This is a genomic window from Paenibacillus sp. J22R67, assembly GCF_059692175.1.
The window spans coordinates 559,131-585,235 of record NZ_JCAUAX010000001.1 but is presented as its reverse complement, the minus strand read 5'-3'; the positions used below and the strand labels follow the sequence as shown (position 1 = coordinate 585,235).

Below are 26,105 nucleotides of genomic sequence, written 5' to 3'. Positions count from 1 at the left end.
CTCGTTATTCATTTTGAACTCATTATACCGATCGATTCTCGTTTTGTAAATAACAGGACTTGGACATATCCCCATTTCAAAAGCATATACTTGTACAAAGTTTTTGTCTTGTCTATCTGGTAAGTAGGGGGATAACGATGAAGAAAAGAGTCAGGTTCATCATCTTGTGCAGCGCACTGATCAGTCTATTGCTCGCACCTTGGGCGCAAGTGGAAGCAGCGCCTCCGGGCATTCGTACCAATGCGGTTGGCGCCTCGCTAATTGACGTGGAGTCTGGACGCATCCTTTATAGTGAAAAAGGGGACACGCCTATGCGGATTGCCTCCTTGACCAAAATCATGACCGCGATTATTGCGATTGAACAAGGGAAGCTGAACGATACAGTGAAGGTCACCAAAACGGCCTTTGGCAAAGAAGGCTCATCGATTTACTTGAAGCTCGGCGAAGAGATGAGACTGCATGATATGCTCTATGGCTTAATGCTTCGATCAGGGAATGACGCTGCTACGGCCATTGCGGAAAATGTAGGGGGAAGCGTAGAAGGTTTTGTCTACCTAATGAACGAGAAAGCGCGCTCGCTTGGCATGGATCATTCGCATTTTACGAATCCTTCCGGGCTTGATGAAGGTGAAGGTCACCGCTCTAGTCCTAACGATATGGCCAAGCTTACCGCATATGCGCTCAAAAATCCGGTGTTCAAGGAAATTGTCTCGACGAAGCTGAAAAAGGTGCCAAACCCGAATGAAGCTTGGGACTATTCATGGTTGAACAAAAACAAGATGCTCTCCCTCTTCGAAGGAGCAGATGGTGTGAAAACAGGTTACACGAAGCTGGCTAAACGTTGTCTTGTTTCCTCGGCGACCAGGAACGGCCAACAGCTAGCCGTTGTTACGCTCAATGATGGCGATGATTGGGCCGATCACGCAAGGCTGCTGCAATATGGCTTTAATTATTACCCATTGCAAACGATCGTGAACAAAGGCGGTGCCGTCGAAGGGACACCTTGGGTAGCGGGCAGAACGTTCTCTTATCCGCTAGCGGAAGGCGAAGCGGCACAGTTGACGCATCAAGTGAAGCTGGTTGATCCTGCTTCAACATCGTATCGATTAGCTGAGCGGGGGACGATACAGTTTTCACTTCAGCAGAAACTGATTCAAACGGTGCCCATATACGATAAGGCGAGTCCGTTATTGCAAGCGCAGAGCCAGTCTACCTTCTCTTTTCAAGAGAGTAAACCTTATCAAGAAACGCTGCTTACACATTATAGTTTAATTTGCCGGATGTTAATTCAGGAGTTGTTTTCGATCTCTAGATCAGAGTGGGCGGACTAGAAAGTTCACAAGGAGGCCATCGATATGGTGAACTGGATTTGGTTGTTTTTTATCGTCATCGGCTTCGTTGTTGCTGCGTTGAATGGGAATATTGAAGCCGTTACGCAAGCTGCTTTCGATGGTGCGAAGAGCGGCGTGACAGTCTGCTTCGGACTCATTAGCGTGCTTGTTTTTTGGATGGGCATGATGCGGATTGCCGAGGATGGCGGCCTTTTGAGCAAGCTTGCCAGATTACTGCAGCCAGCAGTTCGTTTTTTGTTCCCGAGCGTCCCCAAAAATCATCCGGCTATCGGGTACATTATGTCGAACATGAGCGCAAACATTCTTGGTCTGGGCAATGCGGCAACACCGATGGGGATTAAAGCCATGCAAGAACTGCAAAAGCTGAATGCAGATAAAGATACAGCAAGTACTGCGATGTGCACACTGCTCGCGTTGAATACGTCAAGCATTACCTTAATTCCTACTACGTTAATTGCTATACGAATGAATTATAATTCCGTCAACCCCGCGGAGATCGTGGGTACGACGCTGATTGCTACGATAATTTCGACGGCTGTTGCTATTTTTGTGGATCGATGGTACCGAAGGTCTCGCTCTCCCATCCCTCCTCTGAAAGGATGATTACGCATGTATGCCTTCGTTTCGCTCATCTCTGCATGGGCCATCCCCATCATGATCGTGTTCATCCCTTTATATGCGGCTTATCGCAAGGTGCCTGTCTATGAATCGTTCGTTGACGGCGCCAAGGAGGGCTTCGACACGGCGATCAAAATCATTCCACATCTGGTCGGCATGATGGTAGCCATTTCCGTATTCCGCGCGTCGGGTGCGATGGATTTCTTAATTGGCTGGATGCGGCCTTTCTTTGAGAGCATCGGCGTTCCTACCGAGGTGCTGCCGCTGGCAATTTTACGCCCGATTACAGGAGCGGGTTCCCTCGCTTTTACGACCGATTTAATCGAGCAATTCGGTCCTGACTCTATGATTGGCCGAATTGCTTCAACCGTACAGGGAAGCACAGATACAACCTTGTATGTGATCACGGTGTATTTTGGAGCGATTGGCATTCGAAAGGCAGGGTATGCCTTGAAGGTAGGACTGATTTCAGATCTTGTCGGCTTTGTTGCATCGATTGTCATCTGCTATTTAGTGTTTAGCTGAGCCTGTGCTCTTGTGATTTGTAGTCAACTCCGTTATCATTAGCTTGAGGTGAAAGCGGATAATGGAAAGACTGCAAAAGGTATTAGCCGAAGCGGGGGTCGCATCCCGTCGGAAATGTGAAGAAATCATCACTGCGGGGCGTGTACAAGTGAACGGTGAAGTTGTCACGACGCTTGGCGTTAAGGTGAACCCGGCTGAGGATGAAATCAGAGTCGATGGACGAGCTATCGGCCAACAAAAGAAGATATATGTGATTTTACATAAACCAAAGGGTGTCATTACAAGCGCGACAGACCCTGAGGGACGTAAAGTAGTTACAGACTTCTTGCCAGGCATAAGAGAACGCGTGTATCCAGTCGGTCGATTGGATTATGATACGGAAGGCTTGCTCATTTTAACGAATGACGGAGAATTTGCTCATCTACTCACGCATCCTAAGCATCATGTGCCGAAGACGTATCAAGCAACCGTCAAAGGGGTGCCGCACGGAACGTTATTAGATAAGCTAAAAACGGGCATACAGTTAGAAGACGGGATGACAGCGCCTGCAGAGGTTGAGTATGCGGATGTGAATTTAGAGAAGAATGAGTCCGTCATTCAGATAACGATCTACGAAGGCAGGAATCGACAAGTCAGACGGATGTTCGAGGCGATTTCCTTCCCAGTGATCCGGTTGAAACGGATTAAATTCGGTCCAATCTTTCTTACAGGCCTGCCAAGAGCGAAGTATCGCCACTTGACGCCCAAAGAGGTTGAGGAGCTTAGGAACGAGGCTCTCAAGACACATAACGTTCAAAAAGGCCAATAAGAATTGGCCTTCTTTTCGTTATAATAAAGGTATTACCCTATGTGAAAAAACTAACATAGCTAAAGAAAAAGCGAAGGTGATCAATCGTGGGTGCAAGAAAGAAATGGGTACAGATCGGGATCTTCGCGATCGTGCTTATTATTGGCGTGTTTACCATTATTACGAATTTGTCGGCTTCTGACAGTAAAAAATATCCCCAAGTTGGCGACAAAGCGACGAACTTCTCATTAGTCGGCTTAGATGGCAAGACACATGAGCTATCGGAATACAAGGGAAAGCCGGTATTGATTAATTTCTGGGGCACTTTTTGTCCGCCGTGCAAGGAAGAAATGCCTGCTCTGCAAAAGCAGTATGACAAATGGAGCAAAGAAGGCGTCGTGTTCTTAGAAGTAAACGTCGACAAGAATAAAGTGACCGTTCAAGGCTTCATGGATCAATATAGCTTGAACATGCCTGTGTTGCTGGATGCGAAGGAAGTTGTGCGCAAGCAATATGGCGTAATGGACTATCCAACGACTTTCTTTATTGGTGCAGACGGCAAAGTAGCCGTAAAAAAAATCGGGCAAATGACAGAAGCTTTTGTCGATGAAACACTTACGAAGCTTGCCGTTAAGTCTTAATAGGATTAAATGCTTAGAGTTTTCAGGAGGTCATCATGTTCTACAACACCAAATGCGATTGTGGGCATCAGAATCCCACAGGAACAACGCTCTGTGAATCCTGCGGGAATCCGCTGATCGATACGGATGGCAGAGATATACTCGAAATGCGCTATGACGGTATGGCCCGCCGCTCGCAGAAATCTAACCCCTCTATTTTGGATAAAGTCTGGAATTTCTTCTCCTCGGTTAAAATAGCGGTATGGATTATTTTCGTCACCTTGCTGGCTTCTGCCGTTGGCACGATCTATCCACAAGAGAACACGTTTTTGGATATGGATCCTGCGCAGTATTATTCGGAAACGTATGGTAAATTGGGGACGATTTATCACTTTCTCGGTCTCTCTCACACATTTAACTCATGGTGGTTCATCACCTTGCTGTTTATGATCGGAACATCACTTGTTATCTGTAGTTTGGATCGAGTTTTGCCGCTCTACCGCGCTTTATCCAAGCAGCAAATCCGCAAGCATCTTAATTTCTTGACTCGTCAAAAGGTGACCCTGGTGACAGATTTGCCACAAGGAACAGATGAAGCAGCGTGGACGGATAAGCTTGGCGTGCTTTTACGCAAAAAAAATTACCGCATACATAAGGATGGGACAGCACTTCTGGCCGAGAAATACCGTTTCAGCCGTTGGGGCCCTTATATTAACCACATTGGTCTTATTATTTTTCTGATCGGTGTCTTGATGAGAAGCATCCCAGGTTGGCATATGGATGAGTATATGGGCATTCTTGAAGGTGAAACCAAAGCCATCCCCCATTCATCTTATTTTATAAAAAACGAAAAATTTACGTTAGAGCTTTACGACGAAAAGGATTTACCTGAAAGCATAAAGTCCAAGGGACAAGTCGTACCCAAAACGTATGAAACGCAGGCTGTCTTGTATCATTGCACAGCGAATTGCGATGATTCTACGAAAGAGCCGGTCTTGGAAGAAGTGCATAAAGCGAATATTTTGGTGAATCATCCTCTAGATTATAAAGGCTTGCAAGCGTATCAATTTGATTACAAAGCGACACCTCTCCTGATCTCGGTCAAACCAACATTGAGCAATCCTACAACAGGTGAAACGTATGGCAGCTTCGACTTGCCGATGAATAACCCGAAGGATGTTTATCAAGTCGGGCCTTACAAGCTGACATTAAAAGGGTTCTTTCCTGAGTTTGGATTAGAGAAAGGACAACCTATCTCCAAGTCAAACGAGCCGAAAGCTCCGGCATTTATTTTTAGTATTACTGGCCCTGGACTTTCAGCTAATGGTGAACCGTATTTGTATTTCCCAAGACAAATTGACAAAGAAGCGTTCTCCCAAGACACGATTAACGGAGCGATTAGCCAGAAGTTGAAGATTGCCGTCGGAACTATGGAAGGCGTACAGTTTGCTAACTATACCACTTACCTGAACATTCGTGTTGACAAAGCCATGCCTTATATCTGGGTAGGTTCCGCGATCTTCATGATTGGGGTCATTATGGGCTTCTACTGGCAGCACCGCCGTATCTGGATTCGCATCGACGATGGTAAGCTTACGCTCGGCGGACATACGAACAAGAACTGGTTCGGCTTACGTAATGAGGTTGCAGCAGCCTTAAAGAAAAATAACATGGAAGTACTGCCGAAATCATTAGACAATGGAGGGAACCAGGGGTGAATGTCAATTCAGTCAGCAGCACCTTTTTACTTATAGCGTTTTTCGTATACCTGGCAGCATTTTTGCTTTTCGTCCTCTCGATTACCGGTAGAAAGTGGAGTAATCGTGATCCAGAACAGCATCAGAAGCAATGGGGGTTCGTAGCCTTCCTAACTTCAGTTGTCGGCTTCGCCTGCCAAGTGACGTTCTTCTTTACAAGATGGGCGGAAGGGAACCACATTCCGACTTCGAATATGTACGAATTCATGACCTTCCTAGGGATGATGATCATGTTTGCGTTCTTGATCGTATATCTCATTTATCGTACACCTGTACTTGGTGTTTTCGCATTGCCGATCGGATTTATTATCATTGCTTATGCCTCTGTCTTTCCGAGCGAGGTTCAACCGCTAATTCCAGCTTTGCAAAGTTACTGGCTGAAGATCCATGTAACGACAGCTGCAACCGGTGAAGCATTCTTCGGCGTCGGTTTCGCTGGCGGACTTATGTATCTACTGCGTGCAGTAGATTTTAAAGGCAAGACCCAAACAGATAAGCGTGAACAAAGAGGCGTAGAGCTAACGCTCTTTTTTATCTTAATGCTAATCGCCTTTATTGCTTCTATTTTTACATTTAACGGTTCAGGCTATAAAGCTGTATTCTCCAAAGAGGTTACCGTTATGGATGCGCAAGGCCAGCAGCAAACAAACATTCAAAACGAGACTTACGTACTTCCTCCAATCGTGAAGCCTTACAATACGAAGGTTGTTGAAATGAAGCCATTCTTGGGTGTAACGGAACCGTTATTTACAGCACCATCTTGGATGGAAGGCGCGAGTGCGGGGCGTAAATTGAACACGGTGATTTGGTCTATTCTCGGGGGTCTTGTGCTTTATTGGCTTGCCCGACTGGTTGCTCGCAAACCTTTGGGGGCTGCTATTGGTCCTATCGTCAAAGGCATGGATCCTGAGGATCTCGATGAAATCAGCTATCGTGCTATTGCAATCGGCTATCCGATTTTTACTCTGGGCGCATTGATTTTTGCGATGATTTGGGCTCAGGAAGCCTGGGGACGATTCTGGGGCTGGGATCCCAAAGAAGTGTGGGCACTGATTACTTGGTTATTCTACGCCGTATTTTTACACCTTCGCTTATCCAAAGGCTGGCAAGGCAAGAAATCAGCTTGGTTAACCGTTGTCGGTTTTATTGTGGTTATGTTTACGTTAGTTGGGGTAAACCTTGTTATCGCGGGGCTGCACTCCTATGCAGGTGTATAAAACAAATCGAACTTAATTTAGATAAGGATGTGAAGCTCCATGGAAATGAAAGCTAGCATACTCGTTGTTGATGATGAAGAACGTATTCGGAGATTGCTCCGTATGTATTTAGAAAAAGAGGGCTATATCATTGAAGAAGCAGAAGATGGGGAGAATGCCCTGCGCATGGCGACAGAAACGGATTATGACCTAGTGCTGCTCGATGTCATGCTCCCTGGCATTGACGGGATTGAAGTGTGTGCACGACTTCGCCAGGTGAAGTCTACACCCGTCATCATGCTGACAGCCAAAGGTGAGGAGACGAACCGAGTCAGCGGTTTTGAAGTTGGGGCAGATGACTATGTCGTGAAGCCGTTCTCTCCACGTGAAGTTATTTACCGTGTTAAAGCGATTTTGCGCCGTTCCTCAGCTACAGCGTATCTGTCTAAGGATGCGAGCTCGAGCAACAATATTGTGTTTCCAAACCTGATCATTGAACATGATGCGCATCGCGTAACAGCAGGCGGTCAGGAAGTGGCGTTAACGCCAAAAGAATACGAATTGCTGCATTACTTAGCTGTATCACCGGATAAGGTATTCTCACGTGAGGAGCTCTTGAAGGATGTTTGGAACTATGAGTTTTTTGGAGATTTGCGGACTGTCGATACTCATGTCAAAAGACTCCGTGAAAAATTAAACAAAGTTTCCCCGGATGCTGCTGCGATGATTACGACCGTATGGGGAGTAGGCTATAAGCTAGAGGTGCCTAAATAACGTGTTTATATTCAGAACCGTCGTAGGTAAGCTTTGGTTGACAATCATTGGCCTAGTTGGGGTAGTACTGCTCATACTAGGTCTTTTTCTTGTGAATTATATGGAAAATTATTTCTCCCAAGCCAAGGATCAAACCGCTAATATTGAGAAGCTAGCTCGGAACTTTTCAGAAGAAGCCTCTCATCATATGTATAATGAACAGTTTTATCAGTTAAGCAACGAACTTTTAGGCTTTCAGGATGCGAAACTGCTGGTTATTTCCAGAGAAATGAAGGAAATGGCCATGCCATCCACACTTGGAAGTACATTAGGCGGTTTCCATTCTACGGACCTTTATACAGATGCTGAACTTCAACGTGTATTTGCCGGTGAAACCATCGATAAATCGATTAATAAGTCTAAAATTGGTCGTTTGAAAGCTGGCGAAGAGTATTTGGTTGTAGCCGTTCCGCTGAGAAACTTGCAAGGCAGCATTGCCGGGGCGACAATTATTTATCAATCCCTGCAATCGCTTGAAGCAACACAGTCCTACATGCTCAGATTGTTTATCTATGTGTCCATTGTTGGTTTTCTGATGACAACTTTTTTTGCTTTCTTCCTTTTTGCGAAAATCACAAGGCCGCTTCAGCAGTTGAAAAAAGCTGCGGATTTCATAACCAGGGGAGAATACGGGACTAGAGTACCTATTATATCTAAGGATGAAATCGGTGAATTGGCTAAGACATTTAACCATATGGGAGAGAAGATGCAGGAAAGTATCCGAGCACTATCCCAGGAGAAAGAGCACTTATCGAGTATATTGCACAGTATGACCGATGCAGTAATCACGTTGGATGCGAGTGGTTCTGTTATGCTCACCAATCCGCAAGGGGAGAAGATCGTGCAGGAGTGGAGCACGATCGAATGGTCGGAGGATGATGAGGAGACCAAGCGATACCGGAAGCCGGATACAGCGCTCGGTGATTGGGGTTTAACGAGCTACAGCAATCCGTTTTTGGTTCCGATACCCGTTCCGCTGATACCGCTCTTTGAAGCGGTGGTGGACGAATCAACGGAAGCCGCAACCAAGCTGCATGTGCAGAACTTCGTATGGTCTGTTGCCATGACGCCATTATACATGAGCGAACAAAGTGAAGAAGTGCGCGGCGCGGTAGCGGTTCTCCGTAATGTTACGGAGGAAGAGCTCCTCGACAAGCTGCGCAAAGATTTTGTGGCGAACGTCTCGCATGAGCTGCGTACGCCGATCTCGATGCTGCAGGGCTATAGCGAAGCCCTGCTGGATGACATTCCCTCCACGCCGGAGGAGCGCGTGGAGCTTGTGCAGGTCATCCACGACGAGTCGCTCCGCATGGGGCGCCTCGTCCGTGACCTGCTCGATCTGGCGCGGATGGAAGCCGGCCATCTCGAGCTTGCCATCAGTGAGGTCGATGTCGACTCACTGATCAAGCGTATGCACCGCAAGTTTTCGGTGCTGGCCAAAGAGCGCGGCATCGCGCTAAGCGTAGCGCTGCCCGATAAGCCCCTCATCCTCGGGCGAGGGGATGAGGACAGACTGGAGCAGGTGCTGACGAACCTGCTTGATAATGCTTTCCGGCATACGGCCTCGGGGGCCAGTATTGCCATGAAAGCGGAGCCGGCCACGTACAAGAATAAGCCGGCGATTCGCATTGAGGTCTCCGACCAGGGGCAGGGGATACCTGCCAATGACTTACCGTTCATCTTTGAACGGTTCTACAAAGCGGATAAAGCCCGTACGCGCGGTTCATCGGGAGGCACGGGGTTGGGTCTTGCGATCGTGAGAAATATTGTAGAATCACATTTCGGGATAGTCACAGCGCAAAGTGTGCTGGGGCAAGGGACAACATTCACGATATTACTACCTTGCGAACCCAATTAATGTCACAATTTCGACACAAAAGAGGCGTTTGCTGTGAAAACTCACAGCAAACGCCTTTCATTTTGTAGAATATTCAGACAAAATCTTGTTGTTCGTGAAACACTTTGTACCTTTTGGTGAGCGGATTATACCGTAAGTGCACGAACATTCACGATTTCGGCTTGTGTCGACAGGTCAGCTAACACTTCAGATGGAGCTGGTTTGTCGATTGTCAGAACCATGATGGCGGATCCGCCGATCACTTTACGACCTACTTGCATCGTTGCAATGTTCACGTTGTTGCTTCCTAGCAGTGTTCCTACACGACCGATGATACCTGGTTTATCATTGTGGGAAATAAGCAGCAAGTTGCCTTCAGCAGAGAAGTCAACTGGATATTGATCGATACGTACGATACGTTCGCCGTAACCAGAAAGTAAAGTTCCGGCAAGCGTTTTTTCTTCTTGTTTTGTTTTAACGGTAACTGTTACAAGGTTTGTGAAGGAGCTTGATGTACTCGACGTTTGAACAACGATGTTCACATCGCGTGATTTAGCCAAGTGCATCGCGTTAACGATGTTAATACCTTCCAATTGATTCTGGAAAACACCTTTAACAATGTAACGAGTTAATTGGCTTGTATCGACATCAATCAAATCACCAGCATAATTGACAACAATTTCATAGACAGCGCCTTGTGCGATTTGACCAAGAATGGAACCGATTTTTTCGCCAAGTCCGAAGTAAGGTTGAAGTTTGTTCAATACATTTGCTGGTACTGGCGGCAAGTTAACCGCATTTTTGAATGGTTCATTGCGCAGAATATGAAGTACTTCTTCAGATACGTCAATCGCAACGTTTTCTTGCGCTTCAATTGTAGAAGCACCAAGGTGAGGAGTTACGATAACTTTCGGATTGTTCAAGAATGGGTGATCCTTTTGTGGAGGCTCTACTTCGAACACGTCAAAAGCGGCGCCAGCTACGATACCTTGATCAATTGCTTCAACCATCGCCATTTCATCAATAATACCGCCGCGTGCACAGTTGATCAGGCGCATGCCGGGTTTCATAATTTCGAATTGCGGCTTGGAGATCAAGTGACGTGTTTCAGGTGTAAGTGGTGTGTGGACGGTGATGAAGTCGGCTTTCGCAACGATCTCATTAACAGTCCCAAGCTTAACGCCTAGTTTCTCTGCACGCTCTTCTGTCAAGAATGGGTCGTACCCGATAACCTCCATGCCGAATACTTTCGCGCGTTTGGCTACTTCGCTTCCGATACGTCCCATACCGAGGATACCAAGTGTTTTGTAACGAAGCTCAACACCGATGAATTTACGGTCCCATTCACCGCCGACTGTTTTCTTATACGCTTGCGGGATCATACGAGCAGTGGACATCATCATGGCAAAAGTAAGCTCGCAAGTTGCGATTGTATTACCGTCTGGTGCATTAATAACAATAATACCGCGTTTTGTTGCTGCTTCCAGATCAATGTTGTCTACGCCAACGCCAGCGCGGCCAATTACTTTTAGTTTAGCTGCCGCAGTCATAATTTTCTCTGTAACTTTCGTTTGGCTGCGAACCAGGAGCGCATCATATTCACCAATGATGGAAACGAGCTCATCTTCGGATAGACCAGTTTGTTTTACCACTTCAACATCAGCTGCATCATAAAGCATTTGAATTCCCATGTCACTAATTGGATCGGATACTAGAACTTTGAACATCATTCGAACCTCCTTAGAATATGAACATAAAAAAAACTCCCAACCCTCCGGAACAGACACGGATGTCTATATCCAAAGGGACGAGAGATTGCTTTCGTGGTACCACCCTAGTTCGCTCCCCATTCGCATGAGAAGCCTCAATCGGTCTTATGACCTGGAACTGTAACGTGTTCCTGTTCCGACTGCATCTACTAAACTTCAATGCAATAACTCTGGAGTGCTCCGCAAAATGTTCGTTACCGATTCTCACCAACCATCGGCTCTCTGAAAACTACTTTACTTGCTTGGCTCCGTCAACGCTTTACTGTGATAGAATTTTCATTAGATTACCATGCTGTTGAAATCGTGTCAATACATGTCGAATCATTTTCATCAAATTCACATGAAAGCCATGTTTGACATCAGTACGATAGCATTTTTGTTTATTTTAAAGCAACGAACCTTAGAAAGCAATGCTATTTTTGCTTGTATTTTGTCACGATTTTCGCTAATGTACTGATAAATAGGAATTGTATTTGCAGCAGGCTAGGAAGGAAGTGCCATAGTGGACATAACAAGTATTCACCCGCAGAAATTTGTTGAAGCACTCGATCAACAGACATTGCAAGATAGCATCATTATTGACGTGAGGGAACCACATGAATGGGAATTTTATCATCTAGATGAAGCTAAGTTGATCCCCATGGGGCAGATTCCTCATCGTTTAGGAGAGCTGCCGGAAGATCAGGATATTTATCTCGTATGTGCACACGGCGTGCGCAGTTATCGGGTTGCTGAGTATTTGCAAGAGAATGGGATAGACCGCGTTATTAATGTAGATGGTGGAATGGCCGCAGTTGCCATGCTTCGCGGTTTTCAATACGACTGAGTACATATCTTTTGGCACCAAAAAGGAGTTAAGCACCTTGAGGCCGCTTAACTCCTTTTGACTATCATAATCGATATGTTAATTGACATCCGAGAAGAAAGGCAGCTGTGGCAGCTGTTCGTTCGTATACCATTTGGCTTTGCCCTTCACAAAATCGCCGGATCGAACGGCATTCGTACTAAGCAGAAGATCCATCGTTTGATTGACGTCATTAACGTTCAGTTTCTTGGCTTGCCCAGAAGCGATAAACTCATCAATGCGGATCGTCAAATCTTGCGGGTAAAAGGGTGCAAATGATTTGTTTTTCAGAAGCTTTGCTGTTATGTACAAATTTTTGACATTTAGGTTCATTGCACGCCACTGATCCAAATTAGCATTATTATTAGGATCGAAATTTTCAATGTCAGGATCAATTGTTCCATTCCAAGCAACAATAGAGTCGAAGTAGTTTTTCTGAGCCGTCAGTGCCTGGGTTTTCGCTTCTACAAAATAAGCATCTTTTTGAATGGCATCGAGCAGCTGTGGTCCGCTCAGCCCATTGGCTTTGCTTTGATAACTTTTCAGCGTGTCCGCAAAAAGCTTCAAGCTTTTGAGATACCCTTGATGCGATTGAACGAGAAGCGGTGAGGTTGCCGGCATATTCTTACTCTGGAGGGCCGCATATTTCTCATCAGCTAGCTTGTTTAATTCTTTCAGCACGGCGGAGGCGTCAACGGTTGAATTGCCAGCTTCGATTTGACTCATCAATTCAAACCATTTATTCTGAAATTCCCTAAAGGGCAAAAAGATGGTATGGTAATAAGAAACGAGTACTTGCTGGTCGTAGGCTCCATATTCTTGCACAACCGTCTTGTCAGCGTGCAATATTTTCTCGTATTTCTGATCCGATTTTTCCTGCCCGATTTTCAATCCGTAGAAGAAGGCGCCGAGGATACAAACAAGCATAAAGATAAACATGAGGGCAAATAAATAATCAGTGCGGGTAAGACGCTTATCCATAATCAAGCTCCTTATTCTCTCTTTTTCTTTTAACTTAGTATAGGTGAAATAGGTATAAAAGGGAATATGTGAGGAAAGAGGCTGCATCTATGAAAAAATTCGATTTTAAGAATATCCGCTTCGGAAAAGTCGATGTGAATGATCTCAATGACCGAACTTTACTGCTCAATCTGTACATAACCCAACTACTTACGCTTATTATCGGAATCATAATCATTTTTTTTCAGAGCAATCATAATTTTATTTCAATGTTCACGATTCAGGGCGGTTGGAAAATCCCGATTTGGGGGAGTTTATTTGCAATAGCTGTCCTTGGGATCGATATGTTAATCTCAAGGTGGGTGCCTAAGGAAGTGTCTGACGACGGCGGAATCAATGAGATGATTTTCGGACAACGTCCGATCTGGCACATCGCGCTCATTTCATTCATTGTTGCTATATGCGAAGAAGTGTTATTTCGTGGAGCCATTCAGCATGCCTGGGGACCTTATTGGACCAGTATATTGTTCGCGGCGATCCATATCCGTTATTTGCAGCATTGGCTCATGACAGGGATGGTATTTAGTATAAGCTACGGTCTCGGCTGGATTTATCTCCAAACCGGGAGCCTCTGGGCGCCAATTATTGCCCACTTCATCATTGACTTTGTCATGGGATGCATACTTCGTTTTGGTAAGGAGGAGGAAGAACAGAGCACATGAATGCAGAGGGAAAGATGCCTTCTCGTTCTCAACGAAGGCCAATTGAAATGGAGGAAGATGACACCTATTTACCGCCGCGGAAAGCGGTGCATCCCTCTGAACGGGGAAAATGGACCCAAATCTTTTACGTGACATTACTTTGGTTATTTGTCATTCTTGTCATTAGTTTAACGGTATGGGGGATTAGGTATTATTCATAAGATCTCCCAGTTGAGTAAAGTTGTGTAAATTCAATAGAGAAGCTATGATAGATTCATAGCTTCTTTTTTTATGGGCTCACTTTGTCATGGGAGGATTTTATTGCAATGAATGTGATTCAAATAAGAAGAAAATGGACTACTTCGGTAAAAATAATAGCTGCACTGTTTGTTTTGTTATCTAGTTTGATTTGGTCGTCAAAGCCGTCTTACGCATTTTCCTACGGTTATTTGACCTATCCGCAAGGTAATGTAGGACTATCACGACCGGATATTGGGGTGGATTTAGAGCTAAGTGAAGGGAAAACGCCAGAAAGCTATCATTTTTATCTCAATGATCAGGAAGTGAAGGCTACTTACGATCCTGTTTCTGTTAAATATGTGTATCAACCAAAGGAAGATTTGACACCTGGCACATATTCAGCTCGTATATCCTTTAAATTCAACGGTTATGAGCCTGTTCAAATGAATTGGAACTTTACGGTGGTACAAGGAGCAGGCACAATCTCTTCGGAGACAAGCCAGGAGCAGCAAGCAGGTTTACAAGCGATTAATGATTATCGTGTGAAAATGGGCTTAAATAAAGTGAAGTTTAGCGATGCCCTGAATATAGCGGCTCAGAAGCATGCACAATATTTGTCGCAAAACCAAATCGACCCGATTAAAACGGCAGTTTCCCTTCATGATGAGGATCCGGCGCTGCCTGGGTATATCGGTAAGTCGTTAAAAGAACGCTCACAATATATCGGATACCGTCATTCGAGCAGCGAGGATGTTGCTTACAATAGGGTCTCGCTGGTTGAAGCAATAGATAGTTTGTTTGATGCTCCTTATCATCGAACACCATTCATGGTACCTGGACTCGTCGAAATTGGGGTATATAAAGATGGACCCTATCATGTCATAGAATTCGGATTTTCGGAGGGGGGATCACCTGAACTTGTTGTTTCTCCAGGAAGTAACGATGTATATGTCCCGACGATGTTTGATGGCCATGAAACACCGGATCCGATCCGTAATCATACTGCAGCGGCATATCCGGTCGGGTATCCGATCATGGCTTCCATATATGGGCCAGGCGTGAAGAAAGTTAGTTTGGATGAGGCTGAATTAAAGGATGAAGCCGGGAAAGCTGTCAATTTGTTGAAGAATGAGCCTGGCTCGGACGATCATCTGGATACAGAAGTTATTATCATGCCATCGAAACCGTTAGAGTTGGATACGACCTATAAAGCGAAAGTCAAACTAACGGCAACTATGGAGGATGGCACCACCAAGACTTATAGCAAGGAGTGGATGTTCCGCACAGAGCCTCGTGAGGGTTTAGGTGTACTCAAGCTTCATAATGATGCGGTTTCTTACACACTGCAAATGGGCAATTTCGGACTAAATCGAAATCATCTTGTTTCCTTTGCTTTAGCTGGCGACAAATACGTTCTCGATCTCATTCCATACCCTATGAAACAAAAGCCATATATTCAAGAGGGGACCTCCTTTCTGTATATCCGAGATCTCGCCGAGGCCCTTGGTGCAACGGTAGAGTGGGATGATAAGCAGAAGGCTGCGGTATACAAGAAAAAAGACAAGACGATCATTTTCTACACAAACCGGGATGCTTATAGCTTGAATGGCGTGGAGCATCAAACGGAGTCCGCGGCAAAATTAGTTAATGAAACAACGATGATCCCGGTTCGTTTGCTGTCAGAAGCTCTCGGAGCCAAGGTAACCTATGTGGAAAGCACGAAAACAGTCAATATTAACTATTAAAAGATAAAGCTTTGCAAGCCCCTGAATGGTGCGAGAGGGGGCTGCAAAGCTTCTTTTTGTTATCTCATTTCAAGCTCAATGGCATTCGGATCCACAAACGAATACCCTTTTTCCTCTAACTGTGTGAGGAGAGTGTCTAATATTTTGACCGTCCATGGGAGTTCATGCATCAGAATATTGCTGCCTCCGTGCAGCTGTTTCATGACATTCTCGATAACTTTGTTGGGATCATTTTTTTGATTGGTCATTTCCCAATCCAATGATCCATTTGACCATGTCATATAAAGCATTTTATTTTCTTTGATTTTGGCTTTCAAGTAATCGTTGCCCGAACCAAATGGAGGACGGAAAAACTGCGGGGCTTCCCCCGTTAATTCTTTAATCATTTTTTGAACATCATCTACTTGCTGATCAATTTTGGCATTTGGCATGTCTTTCAAATTGTCATGGTCCCATGCATGATTGCCAATGATATTGCCGCTGTCGTGAATCAGCTTAACGAGCTCAGGTTTTTGTTTGATCCGGTAGCCGTTCAAAAAGAAAATCGCCTTAGCGTTATGTTTTTTGAGAGTATCGATTAGCGACTGATTCATCTCTTGCTCTTTGGGTCCATCATCAAAAGTTAAGAGGATAATTTTCTTGTTTCCGTTAGGGTCGTTGGGGACAATATCATAATTTTTGTTCATATGATAGTCCTTCTTTACTTCTTGTGGAACTGGTTTAGCTGGCTCAGGTGTAGGTGTGGGAACCGGCGTTTGGGTTGGTGCCGCCGTAGGAGTTGGGCTAGCAGCTGTCGTAACTGCCGTTGTTGGTGTCGCACTCGTTGTGGAAACTGGGCTTTTGGCCGGTTGGCTTTCACTGCAGGCAGCTAGGAATATCATCATGCTGATCAACAGGACACTGGCTTTGTTATTCATTTCTCGTTCTCCTCAGGCAAATTAACTTCTATCGTCTCACCTTATAGTACCACATTTCGCTTAGATCATATCTCCTTTGTTTTCCTATTGTTTGAACGTATGCCCTCTCTACAACTCGCGCAACCTATGAAGGATTCATACTAAATTAACATGGAGGGAGACCCAATGAAGATAGGTACTTTCTTGTTAGGTGGTATTGCCGGAGCTGCAGCGGTCGTCTATCTGAATCGCAAAAGTAAATCAATGTTGTTCTCCGCGTTCAGCTCATCCAGTGAGTCGATGGGGAAAGTAGTGGATAAAGCGAAAGATACTTTTGCGAGCAAATCATTCAGCGATACGCCGGTCCGGAATTTCTCAAGTACAAGCACAAATGCAGGCACGAGCACAAGCGGCGGGCTCGGCACGGTGGGAAAAATCGTCAAGGAAGACCCGCACTTGAGTGTGACCGTCAACGAAATTTTGCAAGCCAACAAAGAAAATACGTCGACCATTCAATAAATGCTCACGGCAGGCACAGTCAGGCATACCCACGGGGCCGGCTGTGCTTTTTCTTTTTATACATAACTTGCGCGTGCAATTGGAATCAAATAGTGTTAACATGGTAGGTGAAAACGATAAAAGAATACTTGTCCAAATCTTGCTTCAAGGTTCACATTTTTGTTTTTTTATCATATTCTGTTTTAATAAGATGACCATGCTTTCGATGCAAGCTTTCCAATCGGGAGGCTCAAAGGAGGATCCTATCATGAAAATAGAACGCTTAAGTCAGGATAAGATACGGATTTTCCTAACATTCGATGACTTAACTGAACGCGGAATTCAAAAGGACGACATGTGGAGAGAAATCCCCAAAGTACACGAATTATTCAGTGAAATGATGGATCAAGCCTATTCAGAGCTCGGATTTGACCCGTCCGGACCTCTAGCTGTTGAGGTGTTTGCACTGCCAGCCCAGGGAATGGTTGTCATTGTAACAAGAGGCAAGCTTGATTTGTATGCGAATTCAGATTCGTATGATGATCATGAAGCTGAAGAAGTGTATGAGATGGAAGTAACGCTTGAACAAAGCGATTTAGTCTCCTATGCGTTCCGTGACTTTGAAGATCTGCTACGTGTCTCCAAAGTAATCAATCCGCTTCTCATTGAAGGCGGCACCCTTTATTCCTACAAAGGGAAATATATTTTACAACTAGAACCTGTTGACCTTGAAGATACGAAGTACCAAGCGTTAATCGCGGTCCTGTCCGAATTCGGGGAAGCTGCTTCCGTAACACAAGCGGTGCTTGAAGAGTATGGGAAGACGATTATTGCCGATGACGCCGTGAAGGTGCTTTGTCAGCACTTTAAATAAAGGCCATCCTCTTTTCTTTTGTTGTTGAATGAAACAAGCATCTTCAAAAACAACCGTTTTTGTTGATGCTTTTTTTAATTGGATAGAAAATGGTTTTGCATCCTTGCGAAGAGACGATGGGGGAGAAAATCATGACGAACTTAGAACATAAGCGCCTGGCGCCAACGTTGGCAGCGGTTGATTTGGACAGTTTACTGAGCTACTACCAGAAACAGATGCGAGAAGAAGCCTATTTGTATTTGCAAAAAAGAGGGATTACCGAGGAAACTGCGCAATTATTTCGGATTGGTTTTGAAATCGGGAAAATCGGGTTCTACGTCGATCAAAATCAACTGGGCGATTATTTTGAGCACAGAGTGATCCTGCCAATTCGTAATTACGACGGCGATATTGTCGACTTAATCGGACGCTCCATTGATAATAAGGAGCCGAAATATAAGGCCTTGTATGGGGTTGACCAATACCTTTTTAATTACGCTGCCATGGAAGATTCCGATGAAGTCATTTTGTGTAGTGGTATTTTCGATGTGCTTTCTCTCGCGCAGGCCAAAGTCCCGGCTGTTTGTGTACCAGATTATGGCATATTCAAAGAGCACCATCTCTCGCTCTTTACTGGGAAACGCGTCTATATTTGTATGGGGAACGATGAGTATGGACGTAGAGAGTCTACACGGATTGAATCCGTTTTGCGTGAACAGGGGAACGAAACGTATATTATCTCCTTGCCTGAGACCATTCGCGACATCAATGATCTATTCGTAAGAGCTAAAAATCCGGTTGAGACCTTCCTTGCACTGGTTAATCAGTCTGTTGAAGAGGCTATGTTAGCTCCTGTAGCGCCGGATATCAAGAACAGCACAGTATATTTGGAAGAATATATGAAGAGATTCCGCGGGCAGGTAGCCTCTATTCGTACGGGCTTTGACAAGCTGGACACGCTCCTATTCGGTGGGTTTGGGAATGGCTTGTATCTTCTTGCGGGATCTGGATCTATAGGCAAAAGTATGCTGCTGAAGCAAATGGCTGATCATATCGCACTTGAAGAAACACCGGTCATATTTGTCTCCTGGGACATGACGAATTTTGAATTGTGGTCTCGCAGCATCGCGCGGATTATTGGTGTAGCGCCGCAGAAGGTGCTGGGCGGCAAAATAGATCCCGAACAAGTGGCTGAGGCCAATAAACAGTATGCCAAAATTAGCAAGATGCTGTGGATGCTTGAGTGTACGATGAGTACAACGCTGGATCAAGTCGCCGCTAACATAGAACGAATTGCCGTCATCGTAGGCAAAGAACCCGTTATTTTCATTGATCATTTGCAACGTATTCCGATGGGCGAAGGTGCGGCGACTCTGACTTGGCAACAGCAACAGGCTGCCATAGCGTTTACGCTTAAGCAGTGGTCCCGGGAATGGGATTGCCCGATTATCGCAGCAACTGCTCTGGAGTTAGGCCAAGATAACGTACCAGATCGTGTGCAGGCGTCTGCTGATGTCGTGATGATTATGCAACCTGTGAAATCGGATGTGGATGGTCAACAGGCGATATCGCTGGCATTAACGAAGAACAGAAATGGCACAATAGGGAATATCCCTCTCGTTTTCCATAATGATTGTGCACTTTTTACGGAATAAAACATAGAAAAGTCGTTCCAAAATGACTATAATGTAATATGACATGACTGTACGGAGGGTACTTCATAACTTCTAGCATAAGGGGGAAGCCGCATTTGCAAATATTACCGATTGTTCTTGCAGCCGTAGCCCCAGGTCTCTCACTGCTTGCATACTTTTATCTAAAAGATCGTTACGAAACGGAACCTATCCATTTGGTTATCCGCATGTTCTTATTTGGTGTGCTGCTCGTATATCCAACGATGGTGCTTCAGAATGCTCTGATTCAAGAAGTGGGCGAAGGTACCTTTATTTCGTCATTTCTCCTATCTGGAGGCATTGAAGAGTTTATGAAATGGTTCGTTCTGTATCATTTGATCTTCAGGCATGAAGCATTTGATGAACCTTATGACGGAATTGTATACGCGGTTGCGGTAAGCTTGGGTTACGCTACTTTAGAAAATATCATTTACGCTTTCTTAAATGCAGCATCTTTCTCTGCGCTAATGATCCGCGCTCTGCTGCCCGTTTCAGCGCATGCACTTTTCGGAGTCATGATGGGTTACTACATGGGAAAGGCCAAGTTCGTTCCTCACAAAGCCCAAAAGTATCTGTGGTTCTCGCTCCTTCTGCCGATTCTCTGGCATGGACTGTTTGACTACATTTTGCTCTTCTTCAAATCCAACTGGATCTGGGTCATGATACCTGTTATGACATTTCTATGGATTCGTACAATATGGCGGGTAGACCGAGCAAATGCTCATTCGCCGCTGCGCGTCGCATCAGCAGATGAGAAGATTAAAATGAGTTAAATTGGTCAATACTGGACACTATAGAAGGCGATTCCTGGCTCAAAGAGCTAGGAACTACCGGGAGGGTGTACATGTCCATAACACGAGTGAAAGTAAAGATCCGCTGCAGACAATGCGGGGAAAAGTTCGTGCTGAAAGGTAAAAGAGAAAAAGGTAAGATCGAAACGGGTTTTAGGCAATGTATTTGCAGCAATGAGCATGATTTCGAAGTGGAGACGGATGAGTGATGAGAGGCCATTCTTTTGAATAGGCCTCTTTTTGTTGTCAATCTTGTATAAACCTGTCTATCCGCGCAAAAACTAAGCGCAAGTTTAGGGGATGAAAGGGGTATTCACGTGTATAAAAGATTGAGCATTGTCATGTTTCCATTCCTATTGATTGCTTTAATCGGTGCATCCGTTTGGGGGTACCTAGAGCATCAGGAGAAAAATACGATTTTGATTAAAGCCGAGAACCAATATCAGCGTGCATTTCATGATCTCTCCTTCCATATGGACAAACTGCATACGGAGCTAGGAAACACGCTTGCTGTTAACTCGACGGCTGAGCCTTCTTACCGCAAAGGGCTTGTGAATGTATGGCGGTTGACCAGCCAGGCGCAAAGCGATATCACACAGCTTCCGCTAACACTGCTGCCTTTTAACAAAACCGAGGATTTCTTGGCGAATATGGCTAATTACTCTTACCGAATGTCAGTTCGCGATATGACCAAGCAGCCATTAACAGAGACGGAAATAAAAACGCTAAGTTCGCTTTACGATCATTCCGCTGAGATTACGAAAGAAATACGCGGAGTTCAGGACAAAGTAATGACGAACAATTTGCGTTGGATGGACGTGGAACTGGCTCTAGCTTCGGAGAATGAAGTACATGATAATGCGATTATTGACGGTTTTTCCATCGTGGACAAAAAAGTAGGCGCTTATGAGGAGTTGAACTGGGGGCCAGGCAGTATGGGCGTGCTTTCCCAGAAAAAGATAAGCATGCTGTCTGGTAGCGACATGACGGCGGATCAGATTAAGCAAAAAGCGGCTCAATTTCTTGGGCAATCCGACACAGCTAATATGCAAGTCGTAGAAAACGGTGCAAATTCCCCCGAGAATCAAAGTTTCAGCGTTGTGATCCCGAGCGGGACTAGCGGCGCTGATAGTGTTCAGATGGATTTCACGAAAAAAGGCGGTCAATTGATTTATTTCATGAAGCCGCGAGACGTCAAGGAGTCGAAGTTTGACCTTCGGCAAGCTCGTGATATCTCGAATGAGTTTTTGGATCAACATGAATATAAAGATATGAGTGCAGTAAGCTATGATCAATATCAAAACATTGCGAATATTATTTTCGCTAAGCGTGAGAAAGATGTTACGATTTATCCCCAGCAAATTAGTGTTAAGGTAGCACTGGACACGCTCGAAGTGATCGGACTTCAGGCTACGGATTATATTTATGGACAGGTCGAGCGTAATATTGGACAACCCAAAATTACAGCGGCTGAAGCGCGGAAACAACTTAGTCCGAATATGAAAGTGACGGCAGAATCCCTTGCTATCATCAAAAATGATCTGGATGAGGAAGTTCTCTGTCATGAATTTATCGGGAAAATGAACAATAATCTTTATCGTGTCTATATCAATGGTGATTTGGGAATGGAAGAAAAAATAGAGACGATTCGTCCAGATCAAGCACAAGCGGCTGCAGAAAAAGCAACATAAAGTCGAAAAAAAGAAGCGGGTTCGAGCCCAGCTTCTTTTTTTTGCTATTCAAATAAGAGCAGCGTGGTATAATTGTGTCATAATATGTTTCGGAGGTGCAGGGATTGCTGCCCAAGGTCAACCAAATTTTACATATACAAGTAAACAGTATTGATGATGAAGAGTCTAGGATCGAATACAAATCTAGAATTGCCGATGTAACGGATCGCTCAATCGTCATAGAAATTCCAATGAATGAGCAATCGGGTCGACTCAAGAAGCTGTATTATGGCGATGAGTTGAACACCTTTTATATTGGACAAGGCGGTGTCAAACATTACTTCACAACATCGGTTATCGGTTTTCGTGAAGATGTGATTCGTCTAGTTGAACTTCATAAGCCCGAACCGGAAGCAATTACGCAAGTGCAGCGCCGAAGCTTTCTAAGGGTACCAGCTGAACTGGAAATTGCGGTCAAAGTATCAGACCAATTTCAATTTATTGGCGTGACCGACGATGTAGGCGGAGGCGGCATTTCAGTGGTTTATGATGGCCAGATTCCGCTTGGAATCAACACAATTATTTCTTGTTGGCTGCTTGTCCCTTACAAAAATGGCAACATTGAGCATATCCCTTTTAGCGGCGAAGTAGTGCGCGTCAAACAATTGGAAACCGGCAAGCAACTCGCCATGGTCAGATTTGTTGAGATTTTGGATAGGGAGCGCCAGAAACTGATTCGTTTTTGTTTTGAACGGCAGATGGATTTCCGGAAAAGATAATTGCATGAGAGTTAGCTCGCATGGGTATACTACCAGACAATATGCCTATTCGAGCAGGTGAAAAGCTCATGTCAAGCGATCGGGAAACGAAGTCCTATGAGCAGTTGTTTATCCTCTTCTCTGCGAAAGTAGAAAAGGTGATTATTCGGACAACGCTCATATGTTTTATCGTGCTTATTTGTGTCCAGTTGTTACTCCAAATCCCTTATATACGCAAGCATTTTACGAGGGTTGAACCGTTAGAAGGAAAGCCTTATATCATGCCTCAAAATGGGAAGGGAGAGCGCTCTTAAGCACATCAGGGTACAATCTATTATGCGTCCAAGTTTTGCATATACCTAGGTAGTGTGATATAATTTGAATCAATTAGCAGGCAGTGCCTGCTTTTTTGTTCGTAAGGTATTGTTGAGTATCGTTGGGAGGAACAGCAGCTTGGATAAGTTCAATATTGCCATTGATGGACCTGCTGGAGCCGGTAAAAGTACCATCGCTCGGCTTGTCGCCGGGGCGCTTGGATTCGTTTACGTGGATACAGGAGCCATGTATCGGGCAGTAACATGGAAAGTACAGCAAGAAGGGCTGCTACCTGATCAAGAGACAGAAGTGGCTGCTTTGGCCAATCGCATGAAGATTGAGCTCATTCCTGGAGATGAAGGTCAACAAGTATTTGTCGATGGCGCCGATGTGACGAAAGCAATCCGTACGACTGCCATTACAGATCATGTTTCCCAAATTGCCAGTTATGGCGCGATACGTGAACTGCTGGTCACCCTGCAGAAACAAATGGCGATTTCCAGAGGCGTGGTCATGGATGGCCGGGATATCGGCACTCATGTCATGCCGGATGCAGAAATCAAGGTATTTCTAACAGCCAGCGTAAAGGAACGCGCAGAGCGACGCTTCAAAGAGATGCAAAGCAGCGGTACTTGTACACTGACGCTCTCCGAACTTGAACAGGACATCGCTCGTAGGGACCAATTGGACCAAGATCGAGAGATTTCTCCGCTCAGACGTGCTCATGATGCTGTATTGATGGACAGTACCTCAATGACGATTGAAGAAGTTGTGGACGAGATACTTGGGCTTTGTAAAGACAAAGTCGGAGGTGGCAAATAAGATGCTATATCGCATCGGAAGAGCCTTGTTTCGCTGCTTTTTCACCTTGTTCTTTCGGTTACGTGCCATTGGCATGGAAAATGTCCCTAAACATGGTGCAGTAGTGCTTTGCGGCAATCATACAAGTGTATTAGATCCTCCATTATTAGGAACACCGCTGAAACGTATGGTGCATTTTATGGCGAAAGCCGAACTATTCGATATTCCTGTGTTGGGCGCAGCCATCTCCAAAGTCGGCGCTTTTCCAGTTAAACGCGGTGGTGTAAGCAGAGAATCGATCCGTCTTGCGGTGCAATTGCTCCGTGATGGTAATATGTTAGGCGTTTTCCCGGAAGGTTCGCGTAATAATGCTGGGGGAATGGGCAAGAAGGGCGCTGCCTCACTTGCTTTGAAATCTGGTGCTGCTGTCGTTCCTGTGGCAATTGTTGGTACTTATTCATTATTCCGCCGCATGACCATCGTATACGGTAAACCGCTTGATTTGAGTGCTTACGCGGGAGCTAGCTCAGAAGATCTGGAGCTGGCGACTGAAGCCATTATGAAAGAAATTCGCCGCTTACACAGTACATATAGCAAGGCATAGGCCACATGTATGGAAATGAAAGCTTGGAATTATACTATCTTCAAAAGCGAATGATTAAGATTGTTTTGTTTGAAACAGAGTAGAAGCTTACATACTGCTTTGTGACTTATAAATTATTTTTTGTTGGTTGTAATTAGAGGAGGCTAATCTCATGTCAGATGAAGTAAAAGTTCAAGATCAAACGCAAGAAGCTCAAGAAACAGCCGTATCGCAAGCAGAAGCGGAGCATGCCATGAACAATGTTGCTGTGCTGAAGAAAGGCGCTACCGTGAAAGGCAAAATCGTTAAGGTAGACGCAGATCAAGCCTTCGTGGATATCGGTTACAAATACGATGGTGTTATTCCGGTTCGCGAACTATCTTCCGTAAGTTTGGAAGATGCGGGTCAAGCGGTACAGCTTGGACAAGAAGTAGAATTGAAAGTTGTTTCTATCAACGATGCGAAAGAAACTTTGGTTCTTTCCAAACGTGTAGTAGACAGCGAAAAAGCTTGGGAAACACTGCAAGGCCAACTGGAAAGCAAAGAAATTATCGAAGCTTCCGTTGCTGAAGTTGTAAAAGGCGGTTTGGTTGTGGATATCGGCGTACGCGGTTTCGTACCTGCTTCCATGGTTGAGCGTCAATTCGTTGAAGATTTCTCCTCCTACAAAGGCCGCACATTGCGTCTTCGTGTGAAAGAAATCGACCGTGAGAAAAACAAAGTCATCCTTTCACAAAAAGATGTCTTGGATGAAGAATTCGAAGCAAACAAAAAGAAAATCATCGAAGGATTGCAAGTAGGACAAGTCCTAGACGGAACTGTTCAACGCTTGACTCAATTCGGTGCATTTATCGATATCGGTGGCATCGACGGTTTGGTGCACATTTCCGAGCTAGCTTGGCACCACGTAGAGCAAGCTTCTGATGTTGTAAAAGAAGGCGATAAAGTTAAAGTGCAAATCCTTAAACTTGATCCGTCCAACGACAAAATCAGCCTTAGCATCAAAGCTACACAAGCAGGACCATGGTCCAATGTGGAGAATGATTTCAAAGCTGGCGATATCGTAACAGGTACTGTAAAACGTCTTGCTGCTTTTGGCGCATTCGTTGAAGTGGCTCCTGGTGTTGAAGGTCTTGTGCATATTTCCCAAATTGCTCACCGTCACATCGGAACGCCTCATGAAGTATTGAAAGAAGGCCAAGAAGTTCAAGTGAAAATTTTGGAAATCAATGCCTCTGAGAAACGTGTTAGCCTAAGCATCAAAGAAACAGAAGAAGCTCCTGAAGCTCCTGCTGGCGCAGCTGCTCCGTCTGCTGCTAAACCAGAAAGAGAAAGACAACCTAGAGGCGACCGTGACCGCGGCAACAGCGCTAGTCATCAAAAAGAAATCGCTGGTAACGAGAACGTATCTTTAAGCAACCAAGGTCTTTCCATGACACTTGGCGAGCGTTTCGGCGACAAACTTTCCAAATTTAAAAAATAAGTGATACTTGATTTTTAGGA

26 protein-coding genes and 1 other annotated feature are annotated in these 26,105 nt (G+C 45.0%); of the genes, 23 read left to right on the top strand and 3 right to left on the bottom strand.

The genetic code is table 11. The features are described from left to right. The first annotated feature begins 137 nt into the window (after positions 1-137). From AC58VC_RS02835 to AC58VC_RS02795, 9 genes are all read left to right on the top strand, one after another. Complete coding sequence (locus AC58VC_RS02835) at positions 138-1,331, top strand: D-alanyl-D-alanine carboxypeptidase family protein (protein WP_497367334.1); 1,194 nt, start codon at positions 138-140, stop codon at positions 1,329-1,331. A gap of 24 nt (positions 1,332-1,355) precedes the next feature. After that, a complete protein-coding gene (locus tag AC58VC_RS02830) occupies positions 1,356-1,955 on the top strand; it encodes a nucleoside recognition domain-containing protein (protein ID WP_497367333.1) in 600 nt (199 codons plus the stop codon). 6 nt (positions 1,956-1,961) lie between these two features. After that, positions 1,962-2,495 carry a spore maturation protein gene (locus AC58VC_RS02825; RefSeq protein WP_497367332.1) on the top strand — a complete coding sequence of 178 codons (534 nt, stop codon included), beginning with the start codon at positions 1,962-1,964 and terminating at the stop codon, positions 2,493-2,495. Positions 2,496-2,556: 61 nt separating this feature from the next. Beyond that, a complete protein-coding gene (locus AC58VC_RS02820) occupies positions 2,557-3,303 on the top strand; it encodes a pseudouridine synthase (RefSeq protein ID WP_477499512.1) in 747 nt (248 codons plus the stop codon). 86 nt (positions 3,304-3,389) lie between these two features. After that, positions 3,390-3,923 (top strand): redoxin domain-containing protein, encoded by a 534-nt coding sequence (locus AC58VC_RS02815; protein WP_497367331.1) that lies wholly within the window; start codon positions 3,390-3,392, stop codon positions 3,921-3,923. A 35-nt stretch (positions 3,924-3,958) separates the two neighbouring features. Continuing rightward, positions 3,959-5,620: a cytochrome c biogenesis protein ResB gene (gene resB / locus AC58VC_RS02810; protein WP_497367330.1), complete on the top strand. Its 1,662-nt coding sequence runs from the start codon at positions 3,959-3,961 to the stop codon at positions 5,618-5,620. Next, on the top strand, positions 5,617-6,876 hold the full coding sequence (gene ccsA / locus AC58VC_RS02805; protein WP_497367329.1) for a cytochrome c biogenesis protein CcsA: 1,260 nt from the start codon (positions 5,617-5,619) through the stop codon (positions 6,874-6,876). The genes resB and ccsA overlap by 4 nt, the downstream gene beginning before the upstream one ends. A 39-nt stretch (positions 6,877-6,915) precedes the next feature. Next, complete coding sequence (locus AC58VC_RS02800; RefSeq protein WP_127451191.1) at positions 6,916-7,629, top strand: response regulator transcription factor; 714 nt, start codon at positions 6,916-6,918, stop codon at positions 7,627-7,629. A gap of 1 nt (position 7,630) precedes the next feature. Beyond that, positions 7,631-9,526 carry an ATP-binding protein gene (locus AC58VC_RS02795; RefSeq protein ID WP_497367328.1) on the top strand — a complete coding sequence of 632 codons (1,896 nt, stop codon included), beginning with the start codon at positions 7,631-7,633 and terminating at the stop codon, positions 9,524-9,526. 125 nt (positions 9,527-9,651) lie between these two features. Here the strand turns inward: AC58VC_RS02795 and serA are convergent, their stop codons facing one another. Then, the gene (serA, locus tag AC58VC_RS02790; RefSeq protein ID WP_497367327.1) at positions 9,652-11,232 is read right to left on the bottom strand and encodes a phosphoglycerate dehydrogenase; all 1,581 of its coding nucleotides are present in this window, start codon (positions 11,230-11,232) and stop codon (positions 9,652-9,654) included. Positions 11,233-11,305: 73 nt separating this feature from the next. Beyond that, positions 11,306-11,538, bottom strand: a binding site (T-box leader). 238 nt (positions 11,539-11,776) lie between these two features. Here serA and AC58VC_RS02785 point away from each other — a divergent pair. Then, entirely contained in the window at positions 11,777-12,100 is a 324-nt protein-coding gene (locus AC58VC_RS02785; RefSeq protein ID WP_497367326.1) for a rhodanese-like domain-containing protein, read from the top strand. Between the two features lie 78 nt (positions 12,101-12,178). On the opposite strand, the gene AC58VC_RS02780 is transcribed toward AC58VC_RS02785, so the two are convergent. Next, positions 12,179-13,099, bottom strand: coding sequence for a hypothetical protein (locus AC58VC_RS02780; protein ID WP_497367325.1), 921 nt, complete (start codon positions 13,097-13,099; stop codon positions 12,179-12,181). 89 nt (positions 13,100-13,188) lie between these two features. Here AC58VC_RS02780 and AC58VC_RS02775 point away from each other — a divergent pair, with 89 nt between their 5' ends. Both AC58VC_RS02775 and AC58VC_RS02770 read left to right on the top strand, forming a co-directional pair. Continuing rightward, positions 13,189-13,800 (top strand): CPBP family intramembrane glutamic endopeptidase, encoded by a 612-nt coding sequence (locus AC58VC_RS02775; RefSeq protein WP_497367324.1) that lies wholly within the window; start codon positions 13,189-13,191, stop codon positions 13,798-13,800. Between the two features lie 305 nt (positions 13,801-14,105). Then, positions 14,106-15,764 (top strand): stalk domain-containing protein, encoded by a 1,659-nt coding sequence (locus AC58VC_RS02770; RefSeq protein ID WP_497367323.1) that lies wholly within the window; start codon positions 14,106-14,108, stop codon positions 15,762-15,764. A 59-nt stretch (positions 15,765-15,823) separates the two neighbouring features. On the opposite strand, the gene AC58VC_RS02765 is transcribed toward AC58VC_RS02770, so the two are convergent. Continuing rightward, the gene (locus tag AC58VC_RS02765) at positions 15,824-16,681 is read right to left on the bottom strand and encodes a polysaccharide deacetylase family protein (protein ID WP_497367322.1); all 858 of its coding nucleotides are present in this window, start codon (positions 16,679-16,681) and stop codon (positions 15,824-15,826) included. 165 nt (positions 16,682-16,846) lie between these two features. On the opposite strand from AC58VC_RS02765, the gene AC58VC_RS02760 reads away from it, so the two are divergent. The 11 genes from AC58VC_RS02760 to rpsA all read left to right on the top strand — a co-directional run bounded on the left by AC58VC_RS02760 (position 16,847) and on the right by rpsA (position 26,085). Further along, positions 16,847-17,179, top strand: a complete 333-nt coding sequence (locus tag AC58VC_RS02760; RefSeq protein WP_497367321.1) for a hypothetical protein — start codon at positions 16,847-16,849, stop codon at positions 17,177-17,179. Positions 17,180-17,426: 247 nt separating this feature from the next. Next, positions 17,427-18,032 (top strand): genetic competence negative regulator, encoded by a 606-nt coding sequence (locus tag AC58VC_RS02755; protein ID WP_127451207.1) that lies wholly within the window; start codon positions 17,427-17,429, stop codon positions 18,030-18,032. 131 nt (positions 18,033-18,163) lie between these two features. Beyond that, positions 18,164-19,666 carry a DnaB-like helicase C-terminal domain-containing protein gene (locus AC58VC_RS02750; RefSeq protein WP_497367320.1) on the top strand — a complete coding sequence of 501 codons (1,503 nt, stop codon included), beginning with the start codon at positions 18,164-18,166 and terminating at the stop codon, positions 19,664-19,666. A gap of 95 nt (positions 19,667-19,761) precedes the next feature. Further along, on the top strand, positions 19,762-20,457 hold the full coding sequence (prsW, locus tag AC58VC_RS02745) for a glutamic-type intramembrane protease PrsW (protein WP_497367319.1): 696 nt from the start codon (positions 19,762-19,764) through the stop codon (positions 20,455-20,457). Positions 20,458-20,528: 71 nt separating this feature from the next. Further along, positions 20,529-20,684: a hypothetical protein gene (locus AC58VC_RS02740; RefSeq protein ID WP_186456150.1), complete on the top strand. Its 156-nt coding sequence runs from the start codon at positions 20,529-20,531 to the stop codon at positions 20,682-20,684. Between the two features lie 108 nt (positions 20,685-20,792). Continuing rightward, positions 20,793-22,166 (top strand): germination protein YpeB, encoded by a 1,374-nt coding sequence (gene ypeB / locus AC58VC_RS02735; RefSeq protein ID WP_497367318.1) that lies wholly within the window; start codon positions 20,793-20,795, stop codon positions 22,164-22,166. A gap of 104 nt (positions 22,167-22,270) precedes the next feature. Next, positions 22,271-22,924 carry a flagellar brake protein gene (locus AC58VC_RS02730; RefSeq protein ID WP_497367317.1) on the top strand — a complete coding sequence of 218 codons (654 nt, stop codon included), beginning with the start codon at positions 22,271-22,273 and terminating at the stop codon, positions 22,922-22,924. Positions 22,925-22,992: 68 nt separating this feature from the next. Then, positions 22,993-23,217 (top strand): hypothetical protein, encoded by a 225-nt coding sequence (locus AC58VC_RS02725; protein WP_497367316.1) that lies wholly within the window; start codon positions 22,993-22,995, stop codon positions 23,215-23,217. A 139-nt stretch (positions 23,218-23,356) separates the two neighbouring features. After that, positions 23,357-24,040, top strand: a complete 684-nt coding sequence (gene cmk, locus AC58VC_RS02720) for a (d)CMP kinase (RefSeq protein ID WP_497367315.1) — start codon at positions 23,357-23,359, stop codon at positions 24,038-24,040. A 1-nt stretch (position 24,041) separates the two neighbouring features. Beyond that, positions 24,042-24,623 (top strand): lysophospholipid acyltransferase family protein, encoded by a 582-nt coding sequence (locus tag AC58VC_RS02715; protein ID WP_497367314.1) that lies wholly within the window; start codon positions 24,042-24,044, stop codon positions 24,621-24,623. A gap of 151 nt (positions 24,624-24,774) precedes the next feature. After that, positions 24,775-26,085, top strand: coding sequence for a 30S ribosomal protein S1 (rpsA, locus tag AC58VC_RS02710; RefSeq protein ID WP_497367313.1), 1,311 nt, complete (start codon positions 24,775-24,777; stop codon positions 26,083-26,085). Positions 26,086-26,105 lie beyond the last annotated feature (20 nt).